This is a genomic window from Thermocrinis albus DSM 14484, from assembly GCF_000025605.1.
GTDB classification, from domain to species: domain Bacteria; phylum Aquificota; class Aquificia; order Aquificales; family Aquificaceae; genus Thermocrinis; species Thermocrinis albus.
Genome location: NC_013894.1, coordinates 1,291,625 through 1,314,900, shown reverse-complemented (window position 1 = coordinate 1,314,900; position 23,276 = coordinate 1,291,625). Strand labels below are relative to the sequence as shown.

The following is a 23,276-nucleotide window of genomic DNA, read 5'->3' as shown; positions in this document are numbered from 1 at the left end:
TTAATTTAGGCTTCTCCCAACGTGTCAGCTATTTCTTGAAGGAGCAATAGGACAAAGCCAATGGCCAGCTGGAGCTTTTCGTTACCTCTCAGTTCGTTAAAGAGCTTAAGAGGTCCTACTTTGGGTTTTTCCCTCTTTGCCCTTAGGTAAGCTCTGTGATTGGCTAGGGCAAGATCTTTGAGCCTTCCTATCTCCAGTGTACCTAGTAGCTCCTGCAAAAGGAAGTCCAGTTTCTGTGCCCCCTCACGTACAGATGCCTTTCGTACACCGTTTTCAGAGTAAATGTTGCGTTTGAGATCTTCCTTCATGTTGACGTATTCATGGAGTATCTCTGCCAGATAAGCTAGGGCATCCATTCCGTTCAGCAGTGTGACAAGGTGTCTTATGTTGGCAGGTTCCCTAAAGTAGTTTTCTACCAGTTCATCCTCACTCCTTCTGAGAAAGACGTAGGTCATCGTCTTCCTCCCAGTGCTTGTCCCATTTTCTTGAGGGTCAGCAGTAGAAAAGCCAGTGCTCTCTGTATATCCTCATCGGTCATAGCCCTCACAACACCCGTGATGCTGGTTCTGTAGTTATTTTCCTTTACCTCCGTGTAAGCTTCGAAAACTGAAGTGAGGAGCCTTGCTACGTCTTCCCTTTCCATAAGTTCGTAGAGTTTTGAGAGAAGTTCTATAGAGCGTCTCACACCGTCCTCCGATTCTCTGAACCTCTCTCTGAACCTTATAACCTCTTCACTGAGGGATTCCAGTATGAAGGGCGTCCTCTTCATGAAGTCCTCTAAGGTGGCCAAGAAAAAGTTCACCACCTCCAGCTTCTCCATGAGCTGGACAAGTTGCTCGCTCTGGTCCGTTTCCTTCAGTATATCGGGCACATGGTGACTCATAGCACACACCTCCTTTAAGGGATATGATTACAAAATATAACGAATGTTCGTTCGCTAACTATAAGATCTTCTTATAGTCACCATAAGAAAATTGAATGGACAAAGGGGTGTATAGAGGGTAATTTGATGAACGAAAAATCTTTCAGAAGGAGGTTTAGCTATGGCTACCTTGCTGTGGCTGCACGGAGGTGCATGTAACGGTAACACCATGTCCTTTCTAAACGCCGAGTACCCATCCGTGTGCGACTTGGTGACAGATTTCGGGATAGAGATCCTGTGGCACCCTTCCGCCGGATTGGAGATGGGTAATCAGGTACAGGCTCTTCTGAGGGACATACTGGCAGAGAAGATACCTCTCGACATATTCGTCTTTGAAGGAACCGTGATTCTAGGTCCGAATGGTACCGGTAGGTACAACATGTTTGCCGGCAGGCCCATGAAGGACTGGGTGTACGATCTGGCACATGTAGCCAAGTATGTGGTGGCTGTAGGAAACTGTGCTTGCCAAGGAAATATCCCAGCCGTTCCTCCAAACCCTACTGAATCTACTGGACTCCAGTTTCATAAAACCAAGAAGGGTGGTTTCTTAGGAGAGAACTTTGTGTCACGTGGTGGTCTTCCCGTTATCAACATACCGGGATGTCCGGCTCACTATGACTGGATAACGCAAGTACTAGTTGCTTTAGCGGTAGGTAGAGCTGAGGACATACAGCTCGATGAATACCACAGACCTCTGACCTTTTTCAAGACCTTCTCCCAAACCGGCTGTACTAGAGTTCAGTTTCATGAATGGAAGATCGCAGCTGAGGAGTTTGGACAGGGTACGAGGAAGGGATGTCTCTTTTACGAACTCGGTTGTAGAGGTCCGTTGACACACGCTCCCTGTAACAGAATCCTTTGGAACGGTGTTAGCTCCAAACAGAGATCTGGACATCCCTGTATCGGTTGTACTGAGTTTGCTTTCCCCTGGTTCGATCTTGCCCCGGGTACCATCTTCAAGACCCAGAAAGTGGCCGGTGTTATACCTAAGGAGACGGTGTACGAGGCGGACAAGTTTACCTACATGCTCCATGCTGTCACCGCACGTATAGCTGCACCTAAGTGGGCAACTGAAGATATGTTTGTGGTGTAAAGAATGTGGTTAAAAAAACTTTTAGGAGGTAAAGCCATGGCTACAAAGCAACATCTAGTTATAGACCCTCTTGCCAGGCTTGAGGGTGATGTGAGAGCCGACGTGTTCGTGGAAGACGGGCACGTGGTGGACGTACAGGTAGAAGCTGTTATGTTCAGAGGGTTCGAGATCATACTGCGGGGTAAGGATCCCCTGGCAGGTCTCATAGTCACTCCGAGGGTGTGTGGCATATGTGGAGGAAGCCACCTCTATAAAGCATGTCAGGCTTTGGATACAGCATGGCACACTCAAGTCCCACCTAATGCATGGTGGATAAGGAACATAGCGCAGGTATGCGAAACGCTTCAATCCGTACCCCGTTGGTACTACGCCATATTTGCCATAGATTTTGTTAACAAGAATTATGCCAAGAGTAAACTCTACGACGAGGTAGTAAAACGCTGGGCTCCTTTCGTAGGTACATCTTACAAGATAGGTCTGGAGATATCGGCACTACCTGTCAAGATATACGCCATGTTCGGTGGTCAATGGCCTCACTCCAGTTTCATGGTACCTGGAGGTGTGATGTGTGCGCCTCAACTGGATCACATTACTAGAGCGCACGCACTTCTGGAAAGGTATAGAACTGAGTGGTTGGAAAAAGTGTGGCTCGGTTGTTCCGTAGACAGATGGTTGGAAAATAAAACATGGGACGATATACTCAACTGGTTGGAGGAGAGTGAGAGCCACAGAAACTCCGACTGCGGCCTCTTCATAAGGTTCTGTCTAGAAAACGGGTTGGACAAGTACGGCGCGGGAGTCGGGAACTTCATAGCATGTGGTAGTTACGTAGATCCTCAGTTTTATCCTGTTTCCACCATAGAGGACAGGAATAAAGCTCTCCTGGCACCTTCTGGTGTTGTTTACAACGGCAAGTACTATCCCTTTGATCACCTTAACGTAAGAGAGGATGTGACCCACTCCTACTTTGAAGGCTCATGGATGTTGCATCCGTGGGATGAGGAGACCATCCCGGTAGATCCAGAAGTAGCCAAGAAGCAGGGTAAGTACTCTTGGGCCAAGTCACCTAGGTATCTCATCAACGGACAGCCAGTTCCATGCGAGGCTGGACCTCTGGCCAGACAGGTAGTTGCTGGCTATGAAGAGGCAAAACACACCTGTACTGCGGCGGGCTGCGTGGAACATGCCATAGACCCTCTTTTCAGGAACATAGTGAACAAGATAGGTCCTAGCGTGATGGTGAGGGTCCTCGCTCGTATGCACGAAGCTGTCAAGTATTACAAGTGGGCGAAGCAATGGCTGGGTAAAGTAGATTTCAAAGATGATAGGTTCTACAACAAACCTAAAGAACTCCCAGATGCGAAGGGGTTCGGAGGTACAGAGGCAGCTAGAGGTGCTCTCATGGACTGGATAGTCCTGGAGAACGGGAAGATAAAGAATTATCAAATAGTAACACCAACGGCCTGGAACATAGGTCCCAGAGACTCCAAGGGACAGATGGGTCCCATAGAGAAGGCTATCGTAGGTTCTCCTGTGAAAAACCCTGAAGATCCCATAGAGGTAGCCCACGTGGCTAGAAGCTTTGACTCGTGTCTGGTATGCACGGTACACGTTTACGATAGGAAGAGCAGAAAGGAACTGGCCAGATTCAAACTTGGTGGTACAAAATGAAAAGACTGGTGCTAGTTGGTTGCGGTAACCCACTCCGTGGAGATGACGGGGTGGGGCCCCGTCTTATTAGGTACATGTGGGAGAAAGGTGTGCCACCTGGCGTAAAGTTGGTGGATGGTGGTACGTCCGGACTGGATGTTATTTTTCACATGGAAGGTGCCGAGGAGGTCATTTTGGTAGATGCCTGTTATACTGGTTCAGAGGCCGGCAGCATATACTGTGTGCCCGCAGAGGAAGTAGAGGAGCTACCCGATCTGAGGGAAGCTAATCTTCACTCCATAAAATGGTTTCATGCTCTTGCCTTAGCAAAGGAGATGATGCCACCTGAAAAAAGACCAAAGCGGATAACTGTGTATCTTATAGAGGGGAAAAACTTCCAATTAGGTGAAGATCTATCGGAAGAAGTGAAACGTGCCATGGAAAATCTTGCACAGCACCTTATAGAAAAGTTCCAGTTGACCACAGGGGAGGTTTATAGGGTCGTTTTGAGGGAGGATGGTTACCTGGTGATTCCCGCCGAGGTGGCAGAAAAGTATTTTGTACGGAGCATGAGTGTACTTGTACTTCCGCGAGGCCTTGAGTTTCTCCTTGTTCCTCTTCCCAACGACAGGCAAGGTGGCCTTATTCTTAAACGTATAAACAGGAAGGGCGATAGAGCTGTGTTGATCTACGAGCTTCTACCTGCGGGAATACAGTACGGGTCTAAGGTGGCCCAGTGGAGTGAAGAGGAGGGAGCACTTGTGGTGTCTTTAATATAGGAGGTGTTAGCCATGTTCCCCAACAAAGCTTTGTTGGCAGAAACCTTTGTAGAAAAAGATGATGGTCAGTGGGTAGTTTACATAGAGGTCCTTTTCCCCGATGAAACGGTCAGGTACGAGGTAGGCAGGTACTTTACACAAGAAAAGGCCGAGAGAGCGGCCAGCTATATAAAGAGGTGTGCCAACCGAGATCTCCCCTATCCCAATGACGGTTTGGGAGGATGTTGTTAATGAACTGGAGAATGGTGTATCCCCAAACAGTAGGTCTGCTACCCTACCCTCTGGACAGTGTTGTGGTACCTTACGTAGATAGATGGGAAGAATACATAGAGGATGTTCTAAAACTCCACCTTAACCATCTACCACCAGCGTGGTCCTACTTGGAGAGTCTGGTCTCAGGTAATTTCCAAGAAGCTTTGGAGAGACTGACGTTAGTGGAAGAAGGGCCGGTTAGGGAATACATCCGTTGTCTGATAACGGGTGAAGTTAAGGAGACGGGAGATCCCCTTTTGGACTCCTTACTGAAGGGCTCGGAAAGTTTGCTGGAAAGAGGAGACTTGGACGCTCTTCTCCTTTACAGAAAGGCGGTAAAGTTAGCTTCTTCCGGACTGGTGGACGATGCTCTTCAGCTCTACTCAGAAGCTCAAGCGTTGGTAAGAGGTATATCCCCTCTGTTTGAGGCAAGACTACAGCTGGAGAGATTGAGACTTATGGCGGAACACAGAGGCTTGAATTACGGTATCATCGCAGCCCTCGAGAAGTTATTTGAAGAGTTGCAACAGACTGGCGCAGAGCAATTAAAGGCCGAGATCCACTTTAATCTCGGTAACTTCTACTCCTCCTTGGGAGATATAAGGAGGGCCGTATTTCACTTTTCGGAGGCTCTCACATACTTTACCCATGAGAGAAATCCCTACATGTACGCCCTGATCAACAACAACATGGGTTTAACCTATCTGTCCGTACAGGCTACGGATCTCGAGGACCAGATGAGGCTAGCTTACGGCATCCAATGTTTGAGAAATGCTCTGAAGGTTTTTACCAAAGAGGAGTTTCCTAAGGAGTGGTCCAGTGTCACCATGAACTACGCCAACGCCCTCGTTTACCTTCCGACGGCAAACCCCTTGAAGAACTTACTGAAAGCCTTAGAGTTGTACGAAGAGGTTCTAAGATGTAAGGAGAGTTTGGGGGATACAGAAGGAAAAGCCCGAGTTCTGGCCAACATGGGTAATGCCCTCGCCCATTTGGGTAGGTTTGAGGAAGCTAAGAAGAGGCTTACCGAAGCTCTTCAGTTATTCCGTCAGTTGGGGCTCAAAGAAGAGGCGGAGGGAGTGTTGGAGCTTCTGGAGGAGATAAGAACGACTCAGGTGGAGGGCCATGGAAAACACGTGGACTGAGTTTGAAGATACCGCCAAAAAGATAGATGAACTTTTGGAAAAAGTGAAGAACTTTCCCGACGAGGAAAGAGAAGTGGTAGGTCTGTTGGTGGAGAACCTACAGAAGCTAACGGCCCTAGGCCTCCGTAAACTCATAAGAGTCCTCAAGGAGGATTCTGTAGGTAAAGAACTGCTCTTGAAGGCTGTACGGGAACCTGAAGTCTACGCCCTTTTCCTCAAGCATGGTCTCGTGCGTGAAGACACTCATACCAAGGTGGCAAGGGCCATAGCTATGGTAAAACCTTATATACAATCTCATGGAGGGGACGTAGAGCTTGTGGATGTGAAGGATGACACTGTGATAGTAAGCTTAAAGGGTGCCTGTGTAGGATGTGCGCAGTCCGTCTTTACCCTAAGACAGACTATACTGGAAGCCATACAGGCCTACGTACCTACCATAAAGAGGATCGTGGAGGTCCATTCCGCAGGTGGTGGAGAAGGTAACTATGTGAGGGCCTTTCCTCTGGCAGATCTGCAGGAGGGAAGTATCCGGAGATTTTCCCACGGAGATACTGACGTGGTAGTGGTGTCCTTCAACGGGGTCATTCGTGCTTACAGGAACTCGTGCGCCCATCAAGGGTTACCCCTGCACGATGGTCAAGTTACACCAGACGGGAGACTTGTATGTCCGTGGCACGGTTTTGAGTACGTTGTGGAATCTGGAGAATGCCTGACGGCCAAGTACATACAGCTGGAGTCTGTGCCCATCAAGGTAGAGGATGGATACGTATGGATACTGGTACATTGAGCTGGAAGCCCTACAGAATTGTAGGCGGTTCTTCCCCTTTCGGTCTCGCTGTACCTCCTGCAAAGGCCACACCGTATACCCTCTACGGGCCAAGGGGCGTGTTCTATAACGGGTCTACACTGGTAGTAGCTGATACAGGGAATCACAGAGTGTTGATTTGGTTTGGTTTACCGGAAGAGGGGAGGGGAGCGGACGTGGTTCTCGGACAACCCAACTTCTATTCAGACTCTCCTAACGCCGGAGGTGATCCTGAGAGGGGTATGTTCATGCCCACGGGAGTATGGATAACAGAGGAAGGCCATCTCCTGGTGGCCGATGCTTGGAATCACCGTATACTTCTGTGGGAAAGGATACCGGAGAGAAGTTTTGTCAAGCCTGACAGTGTGTTAGGGCAAAGATCTCTACGCGATACCGACAGGAATGTCTTCTTTTGGTGCTTCGGAGTAGCTTACCACGATGGTAAGCTTTATGTGTGTGACACCGGAAACAGGAGGGTCCTAATGTACGAGGGGTTACCCTCAGGTGAAAGGAAACCCGACGAAGTATACGAAGGTTTTGCGTGGCCTCATAGTTTGGCCTTTGGCACCAACTTCTGTGCCATCGCTGATGCAGGTAGCGGAATCAGCAACGTTTTTATCTTTAGCGAAAAGCCGGGAAGTGTAAGGGAAGTTGTCACTTCTCTCGGTGATGGTGAAGGTTGTGGTGCTAGACTGCTGAACCTTCCTTACGGTGTATCCGCTTACGGTAAGATACTGGCTGTGGCTGACACCTCCAACAACCGGGTACTTGTGTACGTTGATCCCCTAAGTAGGGCGGAACCGGTGGGCGTACTAGGTCAAAGGGATCTATGTTCTTGTGGTGAAAACAGGTGGGAGGCGGTTCTTCCGGATACTCTCTGTTGGCCCTACTCTCTTCACCTGAGGGAGAATCTGCTGCTTATTGCCGACACCGGCAACAACAGGGTGGTCATATGGAGACAACAGGAAGATAATTGATATTTATGGAACTAGAGCTGGTCCTGAAAAGGGGAGACAGAGAGATAATAAAGGTGTTTTCTGTGCCTTCCAGTAGCCATATGACACTTCTGGACGCCTTGTGGTACATAAAGGAGAACGCAGATCCGACCATTTCTTTTAGAAGTATGTGCAGGGCTGGGGTGTGTGGTACGTGTGGTGTCAAGGCTAACGGTAAGCCTGTACTGGCTTGCAGTGTGGACATATCATCCTTTGGTGGTAGGGTAAGGGTGGAACCACTGGATGGGCTGAGGGTGATAAGGGATCTGGTGGTGGATCACGAAGCTTTGGTGGAACGCCTTCGCAGAAACAGGGTATGGATGGTGCCAACCTCCGAAAACAAGCCTCTTCCCCCTTCCCTCTTCAGAAGGTTAGAAAGAGGATACGAGTGTATTATGTGTGGATTATGTGACAGCGTATGTCCCGTACTCATACAAAACAACTCCTTCGGTGGTCCAATGGCCTTTGCGAAGGCTTATCCCATCCTTTTAGATCCCAGGAATAAGGACCCCAGATGGCAGGCCTTGGCTCTCAAGGAGAACCTAATAAACGCCTGCACCCACTGTAAGAACTGCTCTCTGGCTTGTCCTAAGAGTGTTATGCCAGAAGCTCTGATAAGCCTTGAGGAAAACTATCTGGTATCGCTAGGGCTCCTTGAGAAGAACAGGCAGGAAGATTTCGGTTTTCTCTGATGATAATATTTCACGGTCACTTTTACCAACCCGCACGAGAGAATCCTTACACAGGTGAGATACATATTGAGCCCTCAGCAGAACCTTTTGAAAACTGGAACGAGAGAGTATACAGGGAGTGTTATCTACCCAACGCCTACGCCCATAGGGTGGAAGATCATCGTGTAACGGACATAGTCAACAACTACAGGTACATGAGTTTTGACTTTGGGTGTACATTGCTCCGGTGGATAGAGAAAAAACATCCGGAACTTTTGGAGAAGATAAGGGAAGGAAGGGGAGCTATGGCCTCCACTTTCAACCATACCATACTCCCCCTGGATCCACCCGAAGACAGAGAGATACAGATAGCGTGGGGTATAAGAGCCTTTCAGAAGTTTTTCGGTAGAAATCCAAAAGGTTTCTGGCTGCCCGAACTGGCTGTAGATTCTCAGACCCTTAGGTTGCTCATCAAGCATGGCATAGAGTACATAATACTGGCACCACATCAAGTAAAAACTAAAAGTCCCTACGCACGGGTGTTCTTCCAGGAAGGACATCTGGATGTTTTCATTTACCACCATGAGGTATCTCATGGTATAGCCTTCGGTGATCTTCTTCAAGACGCAACCACCCTTTTAAAGAAGCTTCTCTCCTTAAAACAGCAGCCACTCCTCGTGGCGGTGGACGGTGAGACTTTTGGTCATCACAAGAAGTTTGGTGAGATGGCTTTAGCTTACCTCTTTTCTCGCTACGGAGATTTATTCACCACGGCAGAGGATTACCACTCGCGGCACGTACCCACCGATACCACCCAGGTGGTGGATTTCACCTCCTGGAGCTGTCCTCACGGTGTGGAAAGATGGAGGGATCACTGTGGTTGTTCCACAGGAGGCTTACCGGGCTGGCACCAACGCTGGAGGAAACCCCTCAGGGAAGGATTGGAAGAGGTGAGAAGGAGGATAAGGGATAGAGTTTTCAACACACTGGATAGGTACTTGAAAGACAGCTTCAGAGCTACCCTGGACTTCGTTGAGGTTCTGTTGGGAGGTTCTAAGGAAGACTTTCTGGCATGCCACTCCAAAAGATCCTTATCACGGGAAGAGTCAAGACTAGTCTTCCGTCAGCTCTACGCTCTCCTGTACTGCCATCTTGCTTTTTCTTCCGATGGGTGGTTCTTTGCGGACATATCAGGAATAGAGACCGTAAAAAACCTCCTGTATGCCAAAAAAGCCATAGATCTCGTAGAAGATCCAGAGGCAGAGAGGATTTTAACCCAATATCTGGCGGAAGCACCGGGGAACACCGAAAGATACCCTAACGGTCTTATGGTGTACCAAAGGCTGGTCCTTCCGCAGGTGTACACTCCCAAAGACATGGCCGTTACTGTGGCCCTCATGTACCTTGCTGATGTGGAAAAGGCAGAAGGTCAAATAGGCTCTTGGCGTTACAAAGTAGAGGGTTATGAACCCATCACCTTGTATCTTTCATCTTCGGAAACAGAGGAGGAGTATGTCTTCCATCTCAGTTTTGAAGATCTCAGTTTAGAAAGGGTCCCGGACGTTTTTCTCAACGGTGTAGTGGAACTTTGGATCAACAGCTACTTACACAGTTTCATAGAAGCCACTGAAGATTATGGGAGTTTGTTGGAGAGGATAGTGAAACACTCTTCTTGGGAACTTCTCGTAAAACAGCTGACCCTCTTCTTACAACTTCACCTGTGGAGGTCCTTGACGCAGAATGCTGATCCTAAAACCGTGGAGGAGATTCTCAAAGAGGCTCAGGACTTACGTCTGAACATACATGCCGTGTGGTTAAGGGAACTATTCCTCCAGTACGCTCTCAAAAAGGCTCAGGAAACTCCTCACCTTCTGAAGGAGGTGGTACGCCTTATAAAAGACTACAACAGGGACGCAAAAAGCTGGGAACTGATGGTGGATCTTTGGCCCCTTCAAAACTACGTATGGGAAAACAGAAACCAGTTTAAAGATAAAGAGCTGTTTGAACTTCTCAATCTTGAGGTGCCAGACGCCACACTATGACCAGCTCTCCCTTTATCTCACCCCTTTTGTTAAGCTCCTCCAGAACCTCCACCAGTCTACCCCTCAAGTACTCCTCGTGAAGTTTTGTAAGCTCTCTGGCGATACATACAGTAGTGTCCGGTCCATAAACCTCCTTCATGACTTCCAAAGATTTGAGAACTCTGTTGGGTGATTCAAAGGCTACGAAGGTGGTGTCTTCACACTTTTTCAGATCCTCAAAGAAACCCTGAAGACCCTTCCTAGGTAGGAAACCTACGAAGGTGAACCTATCGGTAGGAAGACCCGAACCCACCAGTGCTGTCAGTACAGCGCTGGGACCAGGTATCACCTCCACAGGTATACCTTTGTCTATGCATGCCCTTATGAGTTTGTAGCCCGGGTCCGATATGGCCGGTGTACCGGCATCAGTAACCAGTGCTACGTCCTCCTTTTCCAACAGCTTGATGATTTTGGGTACCTGAACACTCTCCTTAGGTTCGTAGTAAGACAGAAGCTTTTTATCCTTTATACCGTAATGTTGGAGCAAGATGCTGGTTCTGCGTGTGTCCTCACAGGCTATGAAGTTGACGGACCTAAGAACCTCCAGAGCCCTGAGAGTTATGTCCTGAAGGTTACCTATGGGTGTTGCTACCACATAAAGTTTACCCATCTCACCTCACCAACAACAGTGCTACCGGGCTGTGATGCAAAAGGAAGGTGGCCACACTTCCCAAAAAGAGCTCCGAAACCACAGACCGAGAAGTACGACCGGCCACCAGAAGGTCCATTCCCTCCTCCTTGCAATATTCTACCAGTTTTTCTTCCGGAAGTCCTCTCAGACGTACATAAACCACCGAGTCATCCTCTAAGCGTATATCTTCATCTCCTACATAAAGAGCTCTCACCTCAACACCGCCTTTCTGAGCTATCTCTTTGGCCACCTGCACAGCCTTCACCGACTGAGAACTTCCATCAAAGGCAACGCACACCTTTTCCAACTTCGCCTTACCTTCCGGAACCACCATAACATGACAGGCAGCCCTCCTGACTATCATCTCAGATGTAGAACCAAGAAACAGTCCCCTTACAGGTCTTTTCCCCTCTCTTCCCACTATCAGAAGATCTTCTTTATCTGCTTGCTCTATGAGCACCTTGTAAGGTTTGCCTACCGTTTGTAAGGAAGACACCTTAACGCCTCTCTCCCTGCCCAGTTTTAAAAACTCGTCTACGATGATCCCCGCCTGTTCTTCCAAAAAATCCCTCACTTTGGTGGTAAAACCCTGAGGTGGTATAAAGCCAAGGACACCTGCCAGATCTTCCAAAAAAGCCTCTTCCAGTAGCCCTTCGTCTATCACATGAATCCCCACAACAGGTACGTCCATTCTGAGAGCCAAAAGGAAGGCCCATTCAGCAGCGTTCCATCCTGCAGGTGAGCCATCAAGACCTACCAGGATCCTCTTATACGTCAAGGTTTCTCACCTCTCTGGCGTAAGCCTCTATGAACTCTCTCCTAGGCTCTACTTCCTCTCCCATCAGGATGCTAAATATACGATCTGCCTCCGCAGCGTCCTCTATGGTAACCCTCAGGAGCCTCCTGGTGGCAGGGTTCATAGTGGTTTCCCAAAGTTGTTCCGGATTCATCTCACCCAGACCCTTGTATCTTTGAATCTCCCAGTTCTCCTTAGCCAAGTCCAGTATGTCCCTGTAAAGGGAGAAAAGATCTTCTAAGGTTTTCTCCCTCTTTCCTACGCCCACCGTTAGAGGTGGTGTAAGACCTACTCCCTCCAACAGGTTCTTGTAGGTGAGGGAGGAAAGAAGATCCACGTTGATGAGGACCCTCTTACCTATCCTCTCATCAGAGAGAAGTATCTCAAAAGCACCCTCATCTTCGTCAAAACGTAGTTCCAGTTTCATGTCGGGTAACAGGGTAGCCAGTTTCTCTGCCACGCTGCGTGCCTTTTCTTCTTCTCTCAGATCCTTCTCATGAGGTTTTACCTTCATCAAGGCGTCCACCACCTCTTGGCCCTTCTTCTTTACCAGAGCCCTGTATCCTTCCTCCACTTCCCTGATAGTTTTCAGAAACTCCATCAACTTCTCCCCTCTTAGTTCCAAACCCTCTTTGTCTCTCACATACCCTTCCTTCTTTATGTCTTCCATAAGGAGCTGTTCCAGTTCTCTGTCATCTTTCAGATAAACCACTGTCTTACCCTTTTTGGCACGGTAAAGAGGTGGCTGTGCTATGTAAAGATAACCACCTTCCACCAGCTTAGGCATGTATCTGTAAAAGAAGGTAAGGAGAAGGGTTCTTATGTGGGATCCGTCTACGTCCGCATCCGTCATGAGAATTATCCTGTGATAACGGAGTTTGGAAAGATCCATGTCCTCCCCTATACCGCACCCTATGGAACTCACAATAGCCTTTATCTCCTCGTTGGAGAGAACCTTGTCCAGCCTTGCCTTCTCTACGTTCAAGATCTTACCCCTCAGAGGTAGTATGGCCTGAAACCTTCTGTCCCTGCCCTGTTTTGCAGAACCACCTGCCGATTCTCCTTCCACTATGAAGAGCTCACACTTCTCAGGATCTTTCTCCGAACAGTCAGCCAGCTTACCGGGTAGGGTGGTGTCCTCCAGCGGGGAACGTCTCCTCACCAGTTCCTTGGCTTTTTTTGCAGCCTCGCGCGCCAGCGCAGCCTCTATAGCTTTCTCCACTATAACCCTCAGAACGTCCCTGTTCTTGTCAAAGTAAGAGGAGAGCTGTTCGTAAACTACCGACTCTACTATGCTCTTTACGTTCTGATTACCCAGTTTCGTCTTAGTCTGCCCCTCAAACTGAGGATCCGGCACCTTACAGGAGACTACAGCCACAAGTCCCTCTCTTAGATCTTCTCCCGTTATTGTCTCCTTGAGTTCCTTCTGAAGTTTTATGTTAGGCAGAAGGCGCATAACGGCCTTTGTCAAGCCGGACCTAAAGCCGGTAACGTGAGTACCTCCCTCCAGAGTCTTTATGTTGTTAACAAAACTCTCCACCACCTCCTTGTAATCTTTAGTGTAAGTAAAGGCTATATCTACTATGACACCTTCATGCTCTCCTCCCACCCTTATGACCTCCTTTATCAGAGGCTCCTTCCCCCTTGCCAAGTAGAGGACCAACTCCTCTATACCCTTCTCAAACCTGTAGATGAGATCCTTACCTGTTCTTTCATCCACCAATCGGAAGGTACAGTTAGGATTCAGATAGGCCAGCTCCCTTATACGTTTTTCCACTATGTCAAACTTTATCTTAGTGGTTTCAAAAATCTCAGGATCAGGCTTAAAAGTGACCTTTGTACCACGCTTACGGGTTTTTCCCACTATCTGGACAGGTGTTGTAGGCTCACCTCTCACATACTCCTGCCTGTAAATGTTGCCGTCCCTGTATACTTCCACCACCAACCATTCTGAGAGGGCATTTACCACCGACGCACCCACCCCGTGCAAACCACCTGAGTAACGGTAAACCTTCTTATCAAACTTACCTCCCGCACCCAGAACAGTGAACACCATCTGAACCGCCGGGATACCTGTCTCGGGATGTATGTCTACCGGGATACCCCTACCATCATCTTCCACACTCACCGACATATCGGCGTGAATGGTCACCGTTATATGACTGGCATAACCGGCCATATGCTCGTCTACGGCGTTATCCAGTATCTCCCATATGAGATGATGAAGCCCTCTCTCCCCTACATCACCTATGTACATAGAAGGTCTTAATCTGACGTGCTGAAGCCCGGTTACCGCTTTTATGTCCTGAGCCTGATACTCTTCCTGAAGAACCCTTTTCTCTTTCATGGTGGTGTTATGAGCACCCCCGGCGGGATTTGAACCCGCGTTCTCCGCCTTGAAAGGGCGGTGTCCTGGACCTGGCTAGACGACGGGGGCTCGCTACCAAATACACTATTATTATACACAACCTTCACCCGTAAGTCAAGAGGTCCCCCATACCAATGTCCGCAAAAGCTACCTTACCTTTAACCCTTCGTCAATATGCTTAAGGAAGGGCGACAGGACTAACTCAATTACCCTACCTAAGCAATCATCTTCTAAACCATACTAAAAGCACAAGAATTAGAAGGAGTAACTTAAGGAAAATTAGAGTAGAAGTTGAAAGTGCAACAATTCTATTAAGTTTAATTTTTTCATATTCCTCTGCTTCTGCGCGAAGTTGAGCGTCTGATTTTACTTCTCCAGGTTTTATAACTCCTGAATCTTTAAACCCTGGTGGATAGGAAGGAACCAGTCTATCTGGTCCCAAATAAGGATTTCCATACATCTTGTCCAGAAAATCAAGAAATTCGCTCCAGCATGTAAGGAGATTATTTAACTTTATCCGTTTGCCATTTTGTTGGATTACGAAGTATTCATCTGGAAAAAGTCGTTTATATCCTGCTCCTGTCCTGATATATTTGTATTTGAACTCCTTAGTTAAATCAATCTCAACTTTTTTGAATGGCGGGAAAAAAGGATACGATACTATTTTGTTTTTATAAACCTCTACTTTTCTGGTGTTTATGTCGGATAGAATCTTAATATATCCAAGAAGAAGAAATATAATAATTACAATAATGATATAAAGCTCCATATCCGATTGTACATTACCTGATACCACTTCTCTAATTAAAACCAGAGTACCACCTATAGCAAATAAACTCATAAGGATAAAAGTAAATAAGAGTAAGCTGGCTCCTCTTAACTCAATCCTCATAACAAATATGGGCTTATTAGCATCAGTTTTATCGGTATTAATAAAGTCATGTACTTTCCTCAATTGTTCTAAGCCATCTTCATTATGTTTACCTAATGAAAGCCAAAAAACCCAAGCCATTAAGAGCCAATATATAACTGTAAATAAAATTTTTTCTGATTCTCCAAAATCCTTAACAAAAAGCATGAAAAATACTGAGTAGACAAGGATCATAAAAGTAACTGCAATAATAACTCCGCCCCTTTTCTTCACTTTCCTCCTCCTTTTGTAGACTTCTCACACTCTGCTGTATCGTCAAAAACTCTGTTTAGATTTTCTCCATCCCAGACATATTTTATACTACAGGTTTTAATTTGTGATGTTTTATATTCACAGTTTTCATCAATAACTAATTTTTCCTTTATGAGCTTAAACTCTACAGCCTCACCAGGGTTAAGCCTTTGCTTTTTCTCTAACTCTTTATTTACAAAATTCCAGTCAAATCTTAGTTGCGTTTCTTCTTTTCTGGTGTCCCCACAATAACCATCAAAATAGCTTAAATCCATAAGGTCAATACATTTCCAATTTTTAGAGTCACAAAGCTGAACTAAATCTATACTAATTCCCTGACCCGTATAAGTAGAAAAAACCATAACCACGTCTCTTCCATCATGCTTTCTTAAAAGCAGAAAACAATTTTTGAACTTGTCTGTAGTGCATCTTAAATTATCCAGTTTTTTCTCAATTTTACCATCTTTTACCAGCAAAGCATAACCAAAGTTGTTAACATGAGGTGCACAACTGTCTTTTACTGAAAGAAGTAATTCATTAGTAGCGGGAGCAGAAAAGTTCCCTTTGACTGAATAATCTATTGTAATTTCACAATTATTATTTAGAACACACACGGTTTTGTGAGAGTATTCGTCTTTTCTGATTTCTTTGCAAATCCCCAGTTGACGAAACAGCTCCGTATCTTTATCTGCAAAACTCGGCTTGTTTGAAAGCTCTGGCTGGGAAGATGCTTTTTGGTCATTTTTGCATGCAAAGAGGCTTAAACAAATAGTTAAAAACAGAAAAAGAAAAGCTCTTTTCTGCATCTTTGCTCTCTGTATAACTGCTAACTTAACTTTTCTCATAAATACCCTCCTTTTTTTAGTCTAAATTTAGCGCATATGTAGCATAAGGATTTGACAGTACTTCCTGAGGTAATTGATTTTTCAGCTTTTTAATAAGTTTCAGGGCTCTTTTAGAATCATGCTCATTCATTATAATGAGAGCAAGAAACCCTTTTGCTATTTTTTGCTGGTCCCCTGAGTAGAGAAGTTCTTTTACTCTTTTCTCAAATTCTTCTATATTGAAATCGTCTTCCAGAACTATTCTATCTACATAAAAGTCATAGTATGCAAGGATAACATCAGCTACTTTTTCTGTTTCTACTGCAAACCTTGCCAGTAAGCCTGCAAACATGGTATTCCAAGCTGCTGTCATTTTTCTTGAGTCAAGAGTATTTCCTTTACATCTGAGTTCAAAAAAATTCTCTCCACTAAATCTGCTTATTGCCCCCAGTTGTTCTATTTTCATCTGCTCACCATCAAGAAACTTAACCATTCTGTTTGTTCTATCTATCTGTAGGATATACAGGTGCAATCCTAGTTCTTCAGGAGTAGCTGCATCAACTTTCGCCCATCTATAAATGATTCTTTCAAATTTATTCAGCAGGACAATAAGATCCTGTTCTTCTGTTGCATCTTTGACCATTTTAAGAAGAGTGCTATCCAGACTCATAGCAATAGGTAGATCTGGTAGAAAGCCGTAACCTTTTATCCAAGGCAAGCCAATAACCTCCTCCACCAGTTTTACATCACGGTTGTAATAACTGTAAAGCCTGTCAACCTGAAAGTTTACATGAGCTATACTCAACTGCTTGCCATTCTCAAGCTCAACTTTAGATATTTCAGTTATCTTGTTGCCATTCCGATTTATATCCACCTGTTTTGGATTAAGATTTATTGATTTTATTCCAGCATCGCTGAGAGAAAAAAGCTCTCCTTTGTCAGTACGTCCATCACCGTTTGAATCCCGCCAGAGCTTAAGCTTAAAAAATATCTCATCATGAGAATCTATTTTGCCATCCTTATTAAAGTCATAAGTGGCAAGAAGTGCAAATCCTGACTGATTTAACCCACCGAATAATTCTGATATATCGTTTATATTGCCATCTTCGTTTTTATCCCACACCAAGAAAGCCTCTCCTTTGCTTATCCAACCAACTTTATTAGCAAACCCCGAACCAGTAAGATCAAACATGGCATTAGAAGACTCTAAAGGTAAAAGCATTATCCCATCTCCGTTAAGATCCACAACAAGAGCACCGTAGTTTTTGACTGGGCAGTTATTTGATTCTCTGGATATGAAAGTTTTTGACAGATTTTCAGAAGTCAGTTTAATAGCGACCACTATTAGTAAAATAAACAACACTAAGTATATGAATACCCTTGCCATGGTCTTTTTCCCCCGGATTTAGTTTCTCCATAAGAGTTTTATAAACTTTATTTAACTCCTCATCCCACATCTCATAGTCCTTCATAGCCGTTTTCAAAGAAGAAAGTATATCCATAGGCTCTGGCTCTACATTGTTTTGTCTCTTGTCCTCCATGGCTTAACCCTCCTTTGTGTAAGTTTTTTCTTTTATTAATTTTTTACGAACACCATTGCCATAAGTGGGAAGATATCTAAATTCATCAGGAGATTTTCCAGAAACTTTGCTTAAAAATTCAATAAATTCATTTTTATTAGTAAGGCGAGTATAAGGAATAAAGATAAGAGGGTAGAATAAGGTTTTTAGATATGAGGGGGTAGGAGTTAGAAATATGCCAAAATAGACTTTTACATAATAAGCTTCTCTCAATTCAATACAAACTTGTTGTCCGATTATTGGTAATGGGATTATGGGGCGTTTTATTATTTTACTAGTATAAACTTCTATCTGTTTTATGTTTATAATATTCAAAAAGTAAATCATTCCAATTCCACCAAATATTATTGAACCGTATTTTAAAAAATAGTAATTTGCCTTAACTTTAGCTGCATCTTCAGGTGTAAGTATAATACCATAATAGAAAAGCCCACACATAAACAAAAACCACAAGAAAAAGCTGAATCTTCCGAAAGGTCTGTACTTTAAAACCATAATTGGAGTTTCGTTTGTGTTGTTACAACTCATATCTTCCCTCCCTTTTAGGAGAAATTATACCCAAACCCTAACATTTTTCAACCCCATCTTATTAGCAAACCCCGAACCAGTGAGGTCAAACATGGCATTGGATTTGTTAATATTTACAAGCTTTATCCCATCTCCATCAAGGTCTATGACAAGAGGGTCAACCCTGCGAAGTCCTTCCCTAATGTTGGAGCGGGTTTTGTTCTCGTAGCCAGGTCTGGGTATCTTTAGCTTCCATCCGGGAAGGATGTAGTCAGGGTCCTTTATCCACGGATTCTCTCTGAGTAGATCATCAACACTGACTTTATACCTCATTTCCCCCACCCGGTCTCTGAACCCGTTCGGTAAACTACTCCATCTGCAGCCACCGGAACAGGAGTTCCAGCTGGTGCTGCATAATCTATCCCACGGTGAAACTTCCGTTCCCCTGTGATGGGATGGATTCTTTCCCCATACCGAGATGTCACTCTGAATTGTGCTCCAGGATTATACATCATGTTTCACCCTCCACTTAATATTTTTTAACTATTACTACCACCTTATCTTTCAAAAGAAATAAAACGGCGGTAGCTCTGGCCTTAAGACATAATATGCAGTCTTCCTCGGGATCAACGCTACGAAAACTATGCTTTGGGAAATAGTATAAAAGTTTTTGTTTTTTATCGGATAAGTCAAACACAAACACCCTGTTGAAGCTGTTGTAGTATATAGCATCATGTGTTATGGTATATTCCAAAAGACCTTTTACATCTATCAGTTTTTCTTTTCTATTATTTGTAATATACAAGCGATTTATAATCCCTTGTACTGAATATCCTTCTATTTCTTTTGTAGATTTGTAATAATAGATACTATTGGTATGTCTGTCAAACTGTACCAGTGTAGCTTCTTCCGGAAGTCTAAATGATCTCTCAAGCTTCTTTTTGCTAATGTTATAAAAATAATAACTCTTGAAATCATAAAAAACGCCTAAAATGTTTGAGTTTCGTTTGTATAAGTCTACAAGAAAGAATTTTATAAATCCTTGAGGAATATCTTGAGGGTTTATACAAATGAAGTTTGTACCATGTAATGTAAACACTTCTCCAGTTTTTAAGGATAGAGGACATACAAGAAAATTCGGTGGATAGTAAGGTAGTATTTTTTTACTAACTTTAAAATTATCAAAAATTTTTACCACACTTGAAGAGTCAACAAGAAACGCATAAATAGTATCATATCCTTTAATATCATTAAATATTTCATTTATAGCGAAAACGTATTTTCCATCCTCAGAACAAAGTAACTCTGAATATCTTATTGGTATCTCGACTTTTCGTGTTTTGGGAGACCCCGGATAAAGAGTGATCAAGTAGAAATATTTGCTGTTATATTTTCCTATAACTACACCCTTACCACCACAGAAATCTACAATAACCTCGGGAGTATCAAGATTTACAGATTTGCCAACAGGGTAAATACTGTATATCTCCCACTTACCGATACTCCTTTCATATACTATCCGAAAGTATTCGGATGTATTTTCCTTTCTCTCCTCCCCATACCCTCTACCATTCCAAAACAGCAGTACAAGAACCAGCACTAAAACCCCCACCCTTCCAAAACCATTCCCCTTCATATCTTTAATACCATAATAATATGCCTGAGCTTTTCAAACGTTGGCCTCTTAACCCTATCCTCACTCCAGAAAACTGGCCATATCCTGCCAACGCTGTTTTTAACCCGGGGGCTGTCCGCTTTGGCGACCGGATACTACTTTTGGTAAGGGTGGAGGACTTTAGGGGATTTTCCCATCTCACAGTAGCAACGAGTCCGGACGGTAAAACTGGATGGGATATAGAGGAGAGACCTACCCTGAAACCGGAACCTGATAAGTATCCCGAAGAGATGTGGGGTATAGAAGATCCTCGCATAGTCCTTCTGGAGGATGGTGTTTTCGCCATTACATACGTGGCTTACTCATGGCACGGACCTACTGTATGTTTGGCTCTCACCGAGGATTTTGTAAACTTTAGGAGGCTTGGCCCAGTACTACCTCCCGGTAATAAAAACGCCAGTCTTTTTCCAAAGCGCTTTAAAGGTAGGTGGCTTATGATCAACCGTATAGGAAATCAGGTATGCATTTCCTACTCGCAGGATCTGAAAAACTGGGAAAACCACACACCTATAATGGAACCTAGGCCCGGAGGCTGGTGGGACTCTTACAGGATAGGTCTGGGTCCGCCACCCATTGAAACTCCCGAGGGTTGGCTTGTAATTTATCATGGTGTGAAAAAAACGGTGGCGGGAGAGATATACAGGGTGGGGCTGGCCCTACTGGACCTAGAAGACCCTACACGGGTTATACGAAGGGGAGACGAGTGGGTACTTTCACCACGAGCAACTTACGAAAGGGTGGGTGATGTGCCCAACGTGGTCTTTCCGTGTGGTGCTGTGACTGTGGGAGAGGATCTGTTTCTCTACTACGGTGCTGCTGACACGTACGTGGCTCTTGCTTATGCCAATATCAGAGATCTTCTAGATTACTTAAGCTCCAGCTCCTGAAGAAGTTCTATGTTTCTGCGAGCTCTTTTTTTTGTAAAGTCCCCCAGTTTCTCCTCCAAGAAGAGTTTGGTCATAAGGAGAAGCTTGTCTCTCCTCTCATGGGCCATCAAACGGCCATCTACATAAACCTTCTCTTCTCCGAAATCCAGCAAAGTGTTGTGGTATTTACCTTTTATGAACCATCTTCTCCGAGGTGTCTGACTGTTCCATGAAACCCTAAGCAGGAAGGATACACCTCCCACTGTTCCCTCCAGTTCCCAAATCTCCCCCCTCCTTAATCCCTTTAGCTGGATATCTCCAGGTAGTTTCTGTAAAAGGTAAAGGTCATGCCATGCCAGATCCCAAAGGGGAGAAACATAGCCTGCTGATCTTCCGAAACGCTCTATAAGAATACTCTCTGCATCTTCCGGAAAATACTCGGCACACACAGAGAAAGATTCTATTTCCGATACAAAGAGGTTGCGGTATCCCTCTATTCTTTCCCAGTCTCCAATGGAGAGGGCTGGTGGTTTCTCTAAGAGAACGGGTATGTTTCTCCTAAGGAGGTACTCGGCTATGTAAGGATGGTATAGAGGATCGGTGGCCACTATAGCTCTATCTACCGGAACATCTACCTTCTCGGGATCTGTATAGAAGGGTATGCCGTCCACCCTCTTGGTGGGGTCTATATCGCACGTAACAACACTGACACCTATCTCCGTAAGTTTCTGGAGATACTTCCTTCCCATATTTCCGAGCCCGACAAGAAGAACGCGCATGGTTAAGCTTCAAGAACCGCACCCTTTGAAGCAGATGTGACAAAACGGACGTATCTCCTAAGCCACCTGCTCTTTATCTCCTTCTGTTTAGGTACAAACTCTTTCAGTCTTCTCTGAAGTTCTTCTTCCGGAATCAAGAGCTCTATTCTTCTACCGGGGATGTCTATGAGGATCTCATCACCGTCCTTCACCACACCTATCGGACCACCTGCCGCCGCTTCTGGAGATATGTGTCCCACACACGCCCCCCTCGTGCCTCCGGAAAAGCGTCCGTCTGTTATGAGGGCCACTTTATCACCTAACCCCATACCCATTATGGCAGATGTGGGAGAGAGCATCTCCCTCATACCGGGTCCACCTTTAGGTCCTTCGTACCTTATGACCACCACGTGTCCAGGCTTCACCCTTCCACCCAGTATGGCCTCCACAGCCTCTTCTTCTGAGTCAAAGCATATAGCTTTACCTCTAAAGACTAGCATGTTTTCGGACACACCTGCTGTTTTCACCACCGCACCTTCCGGTGCAAGGTTACCAAAAAGTATGGCAAGGCCGCCGTCTCTGGAGTAGGGTTCTTCTATTCTCCTTATGACTTCACCATCCGCATCGGGTGCAGACATAGCTATTTCCCTCAGTGTTTTGAGACTTACGGTAGGTCTGTCAGGGTGGGGAAGATAGTTACCCCTGATAAGCTCTTTCAGAAGGGCAGGAATACCACCCACCATGTCCAGATCTTGTATATGGTAGTGGGAGGCGGGTGATATCTTACAAAGGGTAGGAGTGGCCTTCGATATACGATCTATCCTCTCTAGAGGATAGTCTATGCCTGCCTCCTGAGCTATAGCAAGAAGGTGTAGAACAGTGTTGGTAGATCCTCCCATTGCTATGTCTACCGCAAAGGCGTTATCCAAGGCCTCCACGGTAACTATGTCCCTCGGTCTTATATCTCTTTTGAGAAGCTCCATTATCTGACGCGCCGCCTGGCGTGCCAACATCTCTCTACGAGGGTCAACGGCCGGAATGGTACCGTTGCCAGGAAGCCCAAGACCTAAGACCTCTGTCAGACAGTTCATAGAGTTGGCGGTAAACATACCTGAACAGCTACCACAGGTAGGACACGCTGTTTGTTCCAAAAGCTTCAGTTTAGCTTCGTCTATCTTGCCAGCCTTCAACTGGCCTATTCCTTCAAACACAGTGATGAGATCCACCTTTTGTCCTTCCAACTCTCCCGCCAGCATGGGACCGCCACTTATGAAGATGGTAGGTATGTTGAGCCTCACAGCAGCCATCAACATGCCGGGAACTATCTTGTCACAGTTAGGTATACATATGAGGGCATCCAGCTGGTGTGCCTCCACCACTGTTTCTATACTGTCCGCTATGAGTTCTCTGGAAGGTAGAGAGTAGTGCATGCCGTAATGTCCCATAGCTATACCGTCGTCCACGCCTATCACATTGAACTCTATGGGAACACCACCAGCCTTCCTTACTTCTTCCTTTATCGGTTCCACGAACTCTCTCAGATGTACATGGCCGGGTATTATGTCTATGTAAGAGTTGGCTATACCTATGAGAGGCTTGTCCATATCCTCGTCGGTAAGGCCGCAAGCTCTCAGCAGCGCTCTGTGAGGTGCACGTTCAACGCCTTTTTTAACTTTATCGCTTCTCATGTTTTCCAAATTTAGCTTGTGTAACGGA

At 45.5% G+C, this 23,276-nt stretch carries 25 protein-coding genes and 1 tRNA gene; 10 read left to right on the top strand and 16 right to left on the bottom strand.

Annotation, left to right across the window (positions count from 1 at the left end):
* Positions 1-5: 5 nt before the first annotated feature.
* The gene (locus THAL_RS07175) at positions 6-455 is read right to left on the bottom strand and encodes a hypothetical protein (protein ID WP_012992446.1); all 450 of its coding nucleotides are present in this window, start codon (positions 453-455) and stop codon (positions 6-8) included.
* Positions 452-883 carry a DUF1641 domain-containing protein gene (locus THAL_RS07170; protein WP_012992445.1) on the bottom strand — a complete coding sequence of 144 codons (432 nt, stop codon included), beginning with the start codon at positions 881-883 and terminating at the stop codon, positions 452-454. The genes THAL_RS07175 and THAL_RS07170 overlap by 4 nt, the downstream gene beginning before the upstream one ends.
* Before the next feature lie 160 nt (positions 884-1,043).
* On the opposite strand from THAL_RS07170, the gene THAL_RS07165 reads away from it, so the two are divergent.
* From THAL_RS07165 to THAL_RS07125, 9 genes are read left to right on the top strand one after another with little or no spacing between them, the layout of a single operon-like run.
* On the top strand, positions 1,044-2,015 hold the full coding sequence (locus tag THAL_RS07165) for an NADH-quinone oxidoreductase subunit B family protein (protein ID WP_012992444.1): 972 nt from the start codon (positions 1,044-1,046) through the stop codon (positions 2,013-2,015).
* 36 nt (positions 2,016-2,051) lie between these two features.
* Positions 2,052-3,686 carry a nickel-dependent hydrogenase large subunit gene (locus THAL_RS07160; RefSeq protein ID WP_012992443.1) on the top strand — a complete coding sequence of 545 codons (1,635 nt, stop codon included), beginning with the start codon at positions 2,052-2,054 and terminating at the stop codon, positions 3,684-3,686.
* Positions 3,683-4,444 carry a hydrogenase maturation protease gene (locus THAL_RS07155; protein ID WP_012992442.1) on the top strand — a complete coding sequence of 254 codons (762 nt, stop codon included), beginning with the start codon at positions 3,683-3,685 and terminating at the stop codon, positions 4,442-4,444. Before THAL_RS07160 ends, THAL_RS07155 begins: the two co-directional genes overlap by 4 nt.
* Positions 4,445-4,456: 12 nt before the next feature.
* Complete coding sequence (locus THAL_RS07150; RefSeq protein WP_012992441.1) at positions 4,457-4,675, top strand: AP2 domain-containing protein; 219 nt, start codon at positions 4,457-4,459, stop codon at positions 4,673-4,675.
* A complete protein-coding gene (locus tag THAL_RS07145) occupies positions 4,675-5,841 on the top strand; it encodes a tetratricopeptide repeat protein (RefSeq protein ID WP_012992440.1) in 1,167 nt (388 codons plus the stop codon). The genes THAL_RS07150 and THAL_RS07145 overlap by 1 nt, the downstream gene beginning before the upstream one ends.
* Complete coding sequence (locus THAL_RS07140) at positions 5,822-6,628, top strand: NifU family protein (RefSeq protein WP_012992439.1); 807 nt, start codon at positions 5,822-5,824, stop codon at positions 6,626-6,628. The genes THAL_RS07145 and THAL_RS07140 overlap by 20 nt, the downstream gene beginning before the upstream one ends.
* Entirely contained in the window at positions 6,610-7,623 is a 1,014-nt protein-coding gene (locus THAL_RS07135) for an NHL repeat-containing protein (RefSeq protein ID WP_012992438.1), read from the top strand. The genes THAL_RS07140 and THAL_RS07135 overlap by 19 nt, the downstream gene beginning before the upstream one ends.
* Positions 7,624-7,628: 5 nt before the next feature.
* Positions 7,629-8,333 (top strand): succinate dehydrogenase/fumarate reductase iron-sulfur subunit, encoded by a 705-nt coding sequence (locus tag THAL_RS07130; protein WP_012992437.1) that lies wholly within the window; start codon positions 7,629-7,631, stop codon positions 8,331-8,333.
* Complete coding sequence (locus tag THAL_RS07125; protein ID WP_012992436.1) at positions 8,333-10,354, top strand: DUF3536 domain-containing protein; 2,022 nt, start codon at positions 8,333-8,335, stop codon at positions 10,352-10,354. The genes THAL_RS07130 and THAL_RS07125 overlap by 1 nt, the downstream gene beginning before the upstream one ends.
* On the opposite strand, the gene rsmI is transcribed toward THAL_RS07125, so the two are convergent.
* The 12 genes from rsmI to THAL_RS07065 all read right to left on the bottom strand — a co-directional run bounded on the left by rsmI (position 10,323) and on the right by THAL_RS07065 (position 19,897).
* Positions 10,323-11,003: a 16S rRNA (cytidine(1402)-2'-O)-methyltransferase gene (rsmI, locus tag THAL_RS07120; RefSeq protein ID WP_012992435.1), complete on the bottom strand. Its 681-nt coding sequence runs from the start codon at positions 11,001-11,003 to the stop codon at positions 10,323-10,325. The genes THAL_RS07125 and rsmI overlap by 32 nt on opposite strands.
* Position 11,004: 1 nt before the next feature.
* Entirely contained in the window at positions 11,005-11,802 is a 798-nt protein-coding gene (locus tag THAL_RS07115) for a universal stress protein (RefSeq protein ID WP_012992434.1), read from the bottom strand.
* Positions 11,792-14,167 (bottom strand): DNA topoisomerase (ATP-hydrolyzing) subunit B, encoded by a 2,376-nt coding sequence (gyrB, locus tag THAL_RS07110; RefSeq protein WP_012992433.1) that lies wholly within the window; start codon positions 14,165-14,167, stop codon positions 11,792-11,794. Before gyrB ends, THAL_RS07115 begins: the two co-directional genes overlap by 11 nt.
* Before the next feature lie 14 nt (positions 14,168-14,181).
* Positions 14,182-14,257 (bottom strand) — tRNA-Glu (locus THAL_RS07105).
* 154 nt (positions 14,258-14,411) lie between these two features.
* Positions 14,412-15,332 carry a hypothetical protein gene (locus THAL_RS07100; protein WP_012992432.1) on the bottom strand — a complete coding sequence of 307 codons (921 nt, stop codon included), beginning with the start codon at positions 15,330-15,332 and terminating at the stop codon, positions 14,412-14,414.
* Complete coding sequence (locus THAL_RS07095) at positions 15,329-16,195, bottom strand: hypothetical protein (protein WP_012992431.1); 867 nt, start codon at positions 16,193-16,195, stop codon at positions 15,329-15,331. The genes THAL_RS07100 and THAL_RS07095 overlap by 4 nt, the downstream gene beginning before the upstream one ends.
* Positions 16,196-16,211: 16 nt before the next feature.
* On the bottom strand, positions 16,212-17,561 hold the full coding sequence (locus THAL_RS07090) for an EF-hand domain-containing protein (RefSeq protein WP_012992430.1): 1,350 nt from the start codon (positions 17,559-17,561) through the stop codon (positions 16,212-16,214).
* A complete protein-coding gene (locus tag THAL_RS07085; RefSeq protein WP_041434125.1) occupies positions 17,503-17,715 on the bottom strand; it encodes a lysozyme inhibitor LprI family protein in 213 nt (70 codons plus the stop codon). Before THAL_RS07085 ends, THAL_RS07090 begins: the two co-directional genes overlap by 59 nt.
* Before the next feature lie 3 nt (positions 17,716-17,718).
* Positions 17,719-18,282: a hypothetical protein gene (locus THAL_RS07080; RefSeq protein ID WP_012992429.1), complete on the bottom strand. Its 564-nt coding sequence runs from the start codon at positions 18,280-18,282 to the stop codon at positions 17,719-17,721.
* Between the two features lie 24 nt (positions 18,283-18,306).
* Positions 18,307-18,594 (bottom strand): LysM peptidoglycan-binding domain-containing protein, encoded by a 288-nt coding sequence (locus tag THAL_RS07075; RefSeq protein ID WP_012992428.1) that lies wholly within the window; start codon positions 18,592-18,594, stop codon positions 18,307-18,309.
* Positions 18,591-18,773, bottom strand: a complete 183-nt coding sequence (locus THAL_RS08545) for a M23 family metallopeptidase (protein ID WP_345775604.1) — start codon at positions 18,771-18,773, stop codon at positions 18,591-18,593. The genes THAL_RS07075 and THAL_RS08545 overlap by 4 nt, the downstream gene beginning before the upstream one ends.
* A gap of 17 nt (positions 18,774-18,790) precedes the next feature.
* Entirely contained in the window at positions 18,791-19,897 is a 1,107-nt protein-coding gene (locus tag THAL_RS07065) for a hypothetical protein (protein ID WP_012992427.1), read from the bottom strand.
* 20 nt (positions 19,898-19,917) lie between these two features.
* On the opposite strand from THAL_RS07065, the gene THAL_RS07060 reads away from it, so the two are divergent.
* On the top strand, positions 19,918-20,823 hold the full coding sequence (locus THAL_RS07060) for a glycoside hydrolase family 130 protein (protein WP_012992426.1): 906 nt from the start codon (positions 19,918-19,920) through the stop codon (positions 20,821-20,823).
* Here THAL_RS07060 and THAL_RS07055 read toward each other — a convergent pair.
* On the bottom strand, positions 20,802-21,581 hold the full coding sequence (locus tag THAL_RS07055; protein ID WP_012992425.1) for a Gfo/Idh/MocA family protein: 780 nt from the start codon (positions 21,579-21,581) through the stop codon (positions 20,802-20,804). The two genes, THAL_RS07060 and THAL_RS07055, sit on opposite strands and share 22 nt — an antisense overlap.
* A gap of 2 nt (positions 21,582-21,583) precedes the next feature.
* A complete protein-coding gene (gene ilvD, locus THAL_RS07050) occupies positions 21,584-23,248 on the bottom strand; it encodes a dihydroxy-acid dehydratase (RefSeq protein WP_012992424.1) in 1,665 nt (554 codons plus the stop codon).
* Positions 23,249-23,276 lie beyond the last annotated feature (28 nt).

Bases quoted from the DNA above. Each gene is read 5' to 3' on its own strand.
- THAL_RS07165 (WP_012992444.1), top strand. From the start codon at position 1,044: ATGGCTACCTTGCTGTGGCTGCACGGAGGTGCATGTAACGGTAACACC.
- THAL_RS07140 (WP_012992439.1), top strand. From the start codon at position 5,822: ATGGAAAACACGTGGACTGAGTTTGAAGATACCGCCAAAAAGATAGAT.
- THAL_RS07150 (WP_012992441.1), top strand. From the start codon at position 4,457: ATGTTCCCCAACAAAGCTTTGTTGGCAGAAACCTTTGTAGAAAAAGAT.
- THAL_RS07155 (WP_012992442.1), top strand. From the start codon at position 3,683: ATGAAAAGACTGGTGCTAGTTGGTTGCGGTAACCCACTCCGTGGAGAT.
- THAL_RS07075 (WP_012992428.1), bottom strand. From the start codon at position 18,594: ATGAGGTATAAAGTCAGTGTTGATGATCTACTCAGAGAGAATCCGTGG.
- THAL_RS07055 (WP_012992425.1), bottom strand. From the start codon at position 21,581: ATGCGCGTTCTTCTTGTCGGGCTCGGAAATATGGGAAGGAAGTATCTC.
- rsmI (WP_012992435.1), bottom strand. From the start codon at position 11,003: ATGGGTAAACTTTATGTGGTAGCAACACCCATAGGTAACCTTCAGGAC.
- gyrB (WP_012992433.1), bottom strand. From the start codon at position 14,167: ATGAAAGAGAAAAGGGTTCTTCAGGAAGAGTATCAGGCTCAGGACATA.
- THAL_RS07160 (WP_012992443.1), top strand. From the start codon at position 2,052: ATGGCTACAAAGCAACATCTAGTTATAGACCCTCTTGCCAGGCTTGAG.
- THAL_RS07135 (WP_012992438.1), top strand. From the start codon at position 6,610: ATGGATACTGGTACATTGAGCTGGAAGCCCTACAGAATTGTAGGCGGT.
- THAL_RS07175 (WP_012992446.1), bottom strand. From the start codon at position 455: ATGACCTACGTCTTTCTCAGAAGGAGTGAGGATGAACTGGTAGAAAAC.
- THAL_RS07130 (WP_012992437.1), top strand. From the start codon at position 7,629: ATGGAACTAGAGCTGGTCCTGAAAAGGGGAGACAGAGAGATAATAAAG.
- ilvD (WP_012992424.1), bottom strand. From the start codon at position 23,248: ATGAGAAGCGATAAAGTTAAAAAAGGCGTTGAACGTGCACCTCACAGA.
- THAL_RS07125 (WP_012992436.1), top strand. From the start codon at position 8,333: ATGATAATATTTCACGGTCACTTTTACCAACCCGCACGAGAGAATCCT.
- THAL_RS07170 (WP_012992445.1), bottom strand. From the start codon at position 883: ATGAGTCACCATGTGCCCGATATACTGAAGGAAACGGACCAGAGCGAG.
- THAL_RS07085 (WP_041434125.1), bottom strand. From the start codon at position 17,715: ATGGAGGACAAGAGACAAAACAATGTAGAGCCAGAGCCTATGGATATA.
- THAL_RS08545 (WP_345775604.1), bottom strand. From the start codon at position 18,773: ATGTATAATCCTGGAGCACAATTCAGAGTGACATCTCGGTATGGGGAA.
- THAL_RS07060 (WP_012992426.1), top strand. From the start codon at position 19,918: ATGCCTGAGCTTTTCAAACGTTGGCCTCTTAACCCTATCCTCACTCCA.
- THAL_RS07145 (WP_012992440.1), top strand. From the start codon at position 4,675: ATGAACTGGAGAATGGTGTATCCCCAAACAGTAGGTCTGCTACCCTAC.
- THAL_RS07080 (WP_012992429.1), bottom strand. From the start codon at position 18,282: ATGAGTTGTAACAACACAAACGAAACTCCAATTATGGTTTTAAAGTAC.
- THAL_RS07065 (WP_012992427.1), bottom strand. From the start codon at position 19,897: ATGAAGGGGAATGGTTTTGGAAGGGTGGGGGTTTTAGTGCTGGTTCTT.
- THAL_RS07095 (WP_012992431.1), bottom strand. From the start codon at position 16,195: ATGAGAAAAGTTAAGTTAGCAGTTATACAGAGAGCAAAGATGCAGAAA.
- THAL_RS07090 (WP_012992430.1), bottom strand. From the start codon at position 17,561: ATGGCAAGGGTATTCATATACTTAGTGTTGTTTATTTTACTAATAGTG.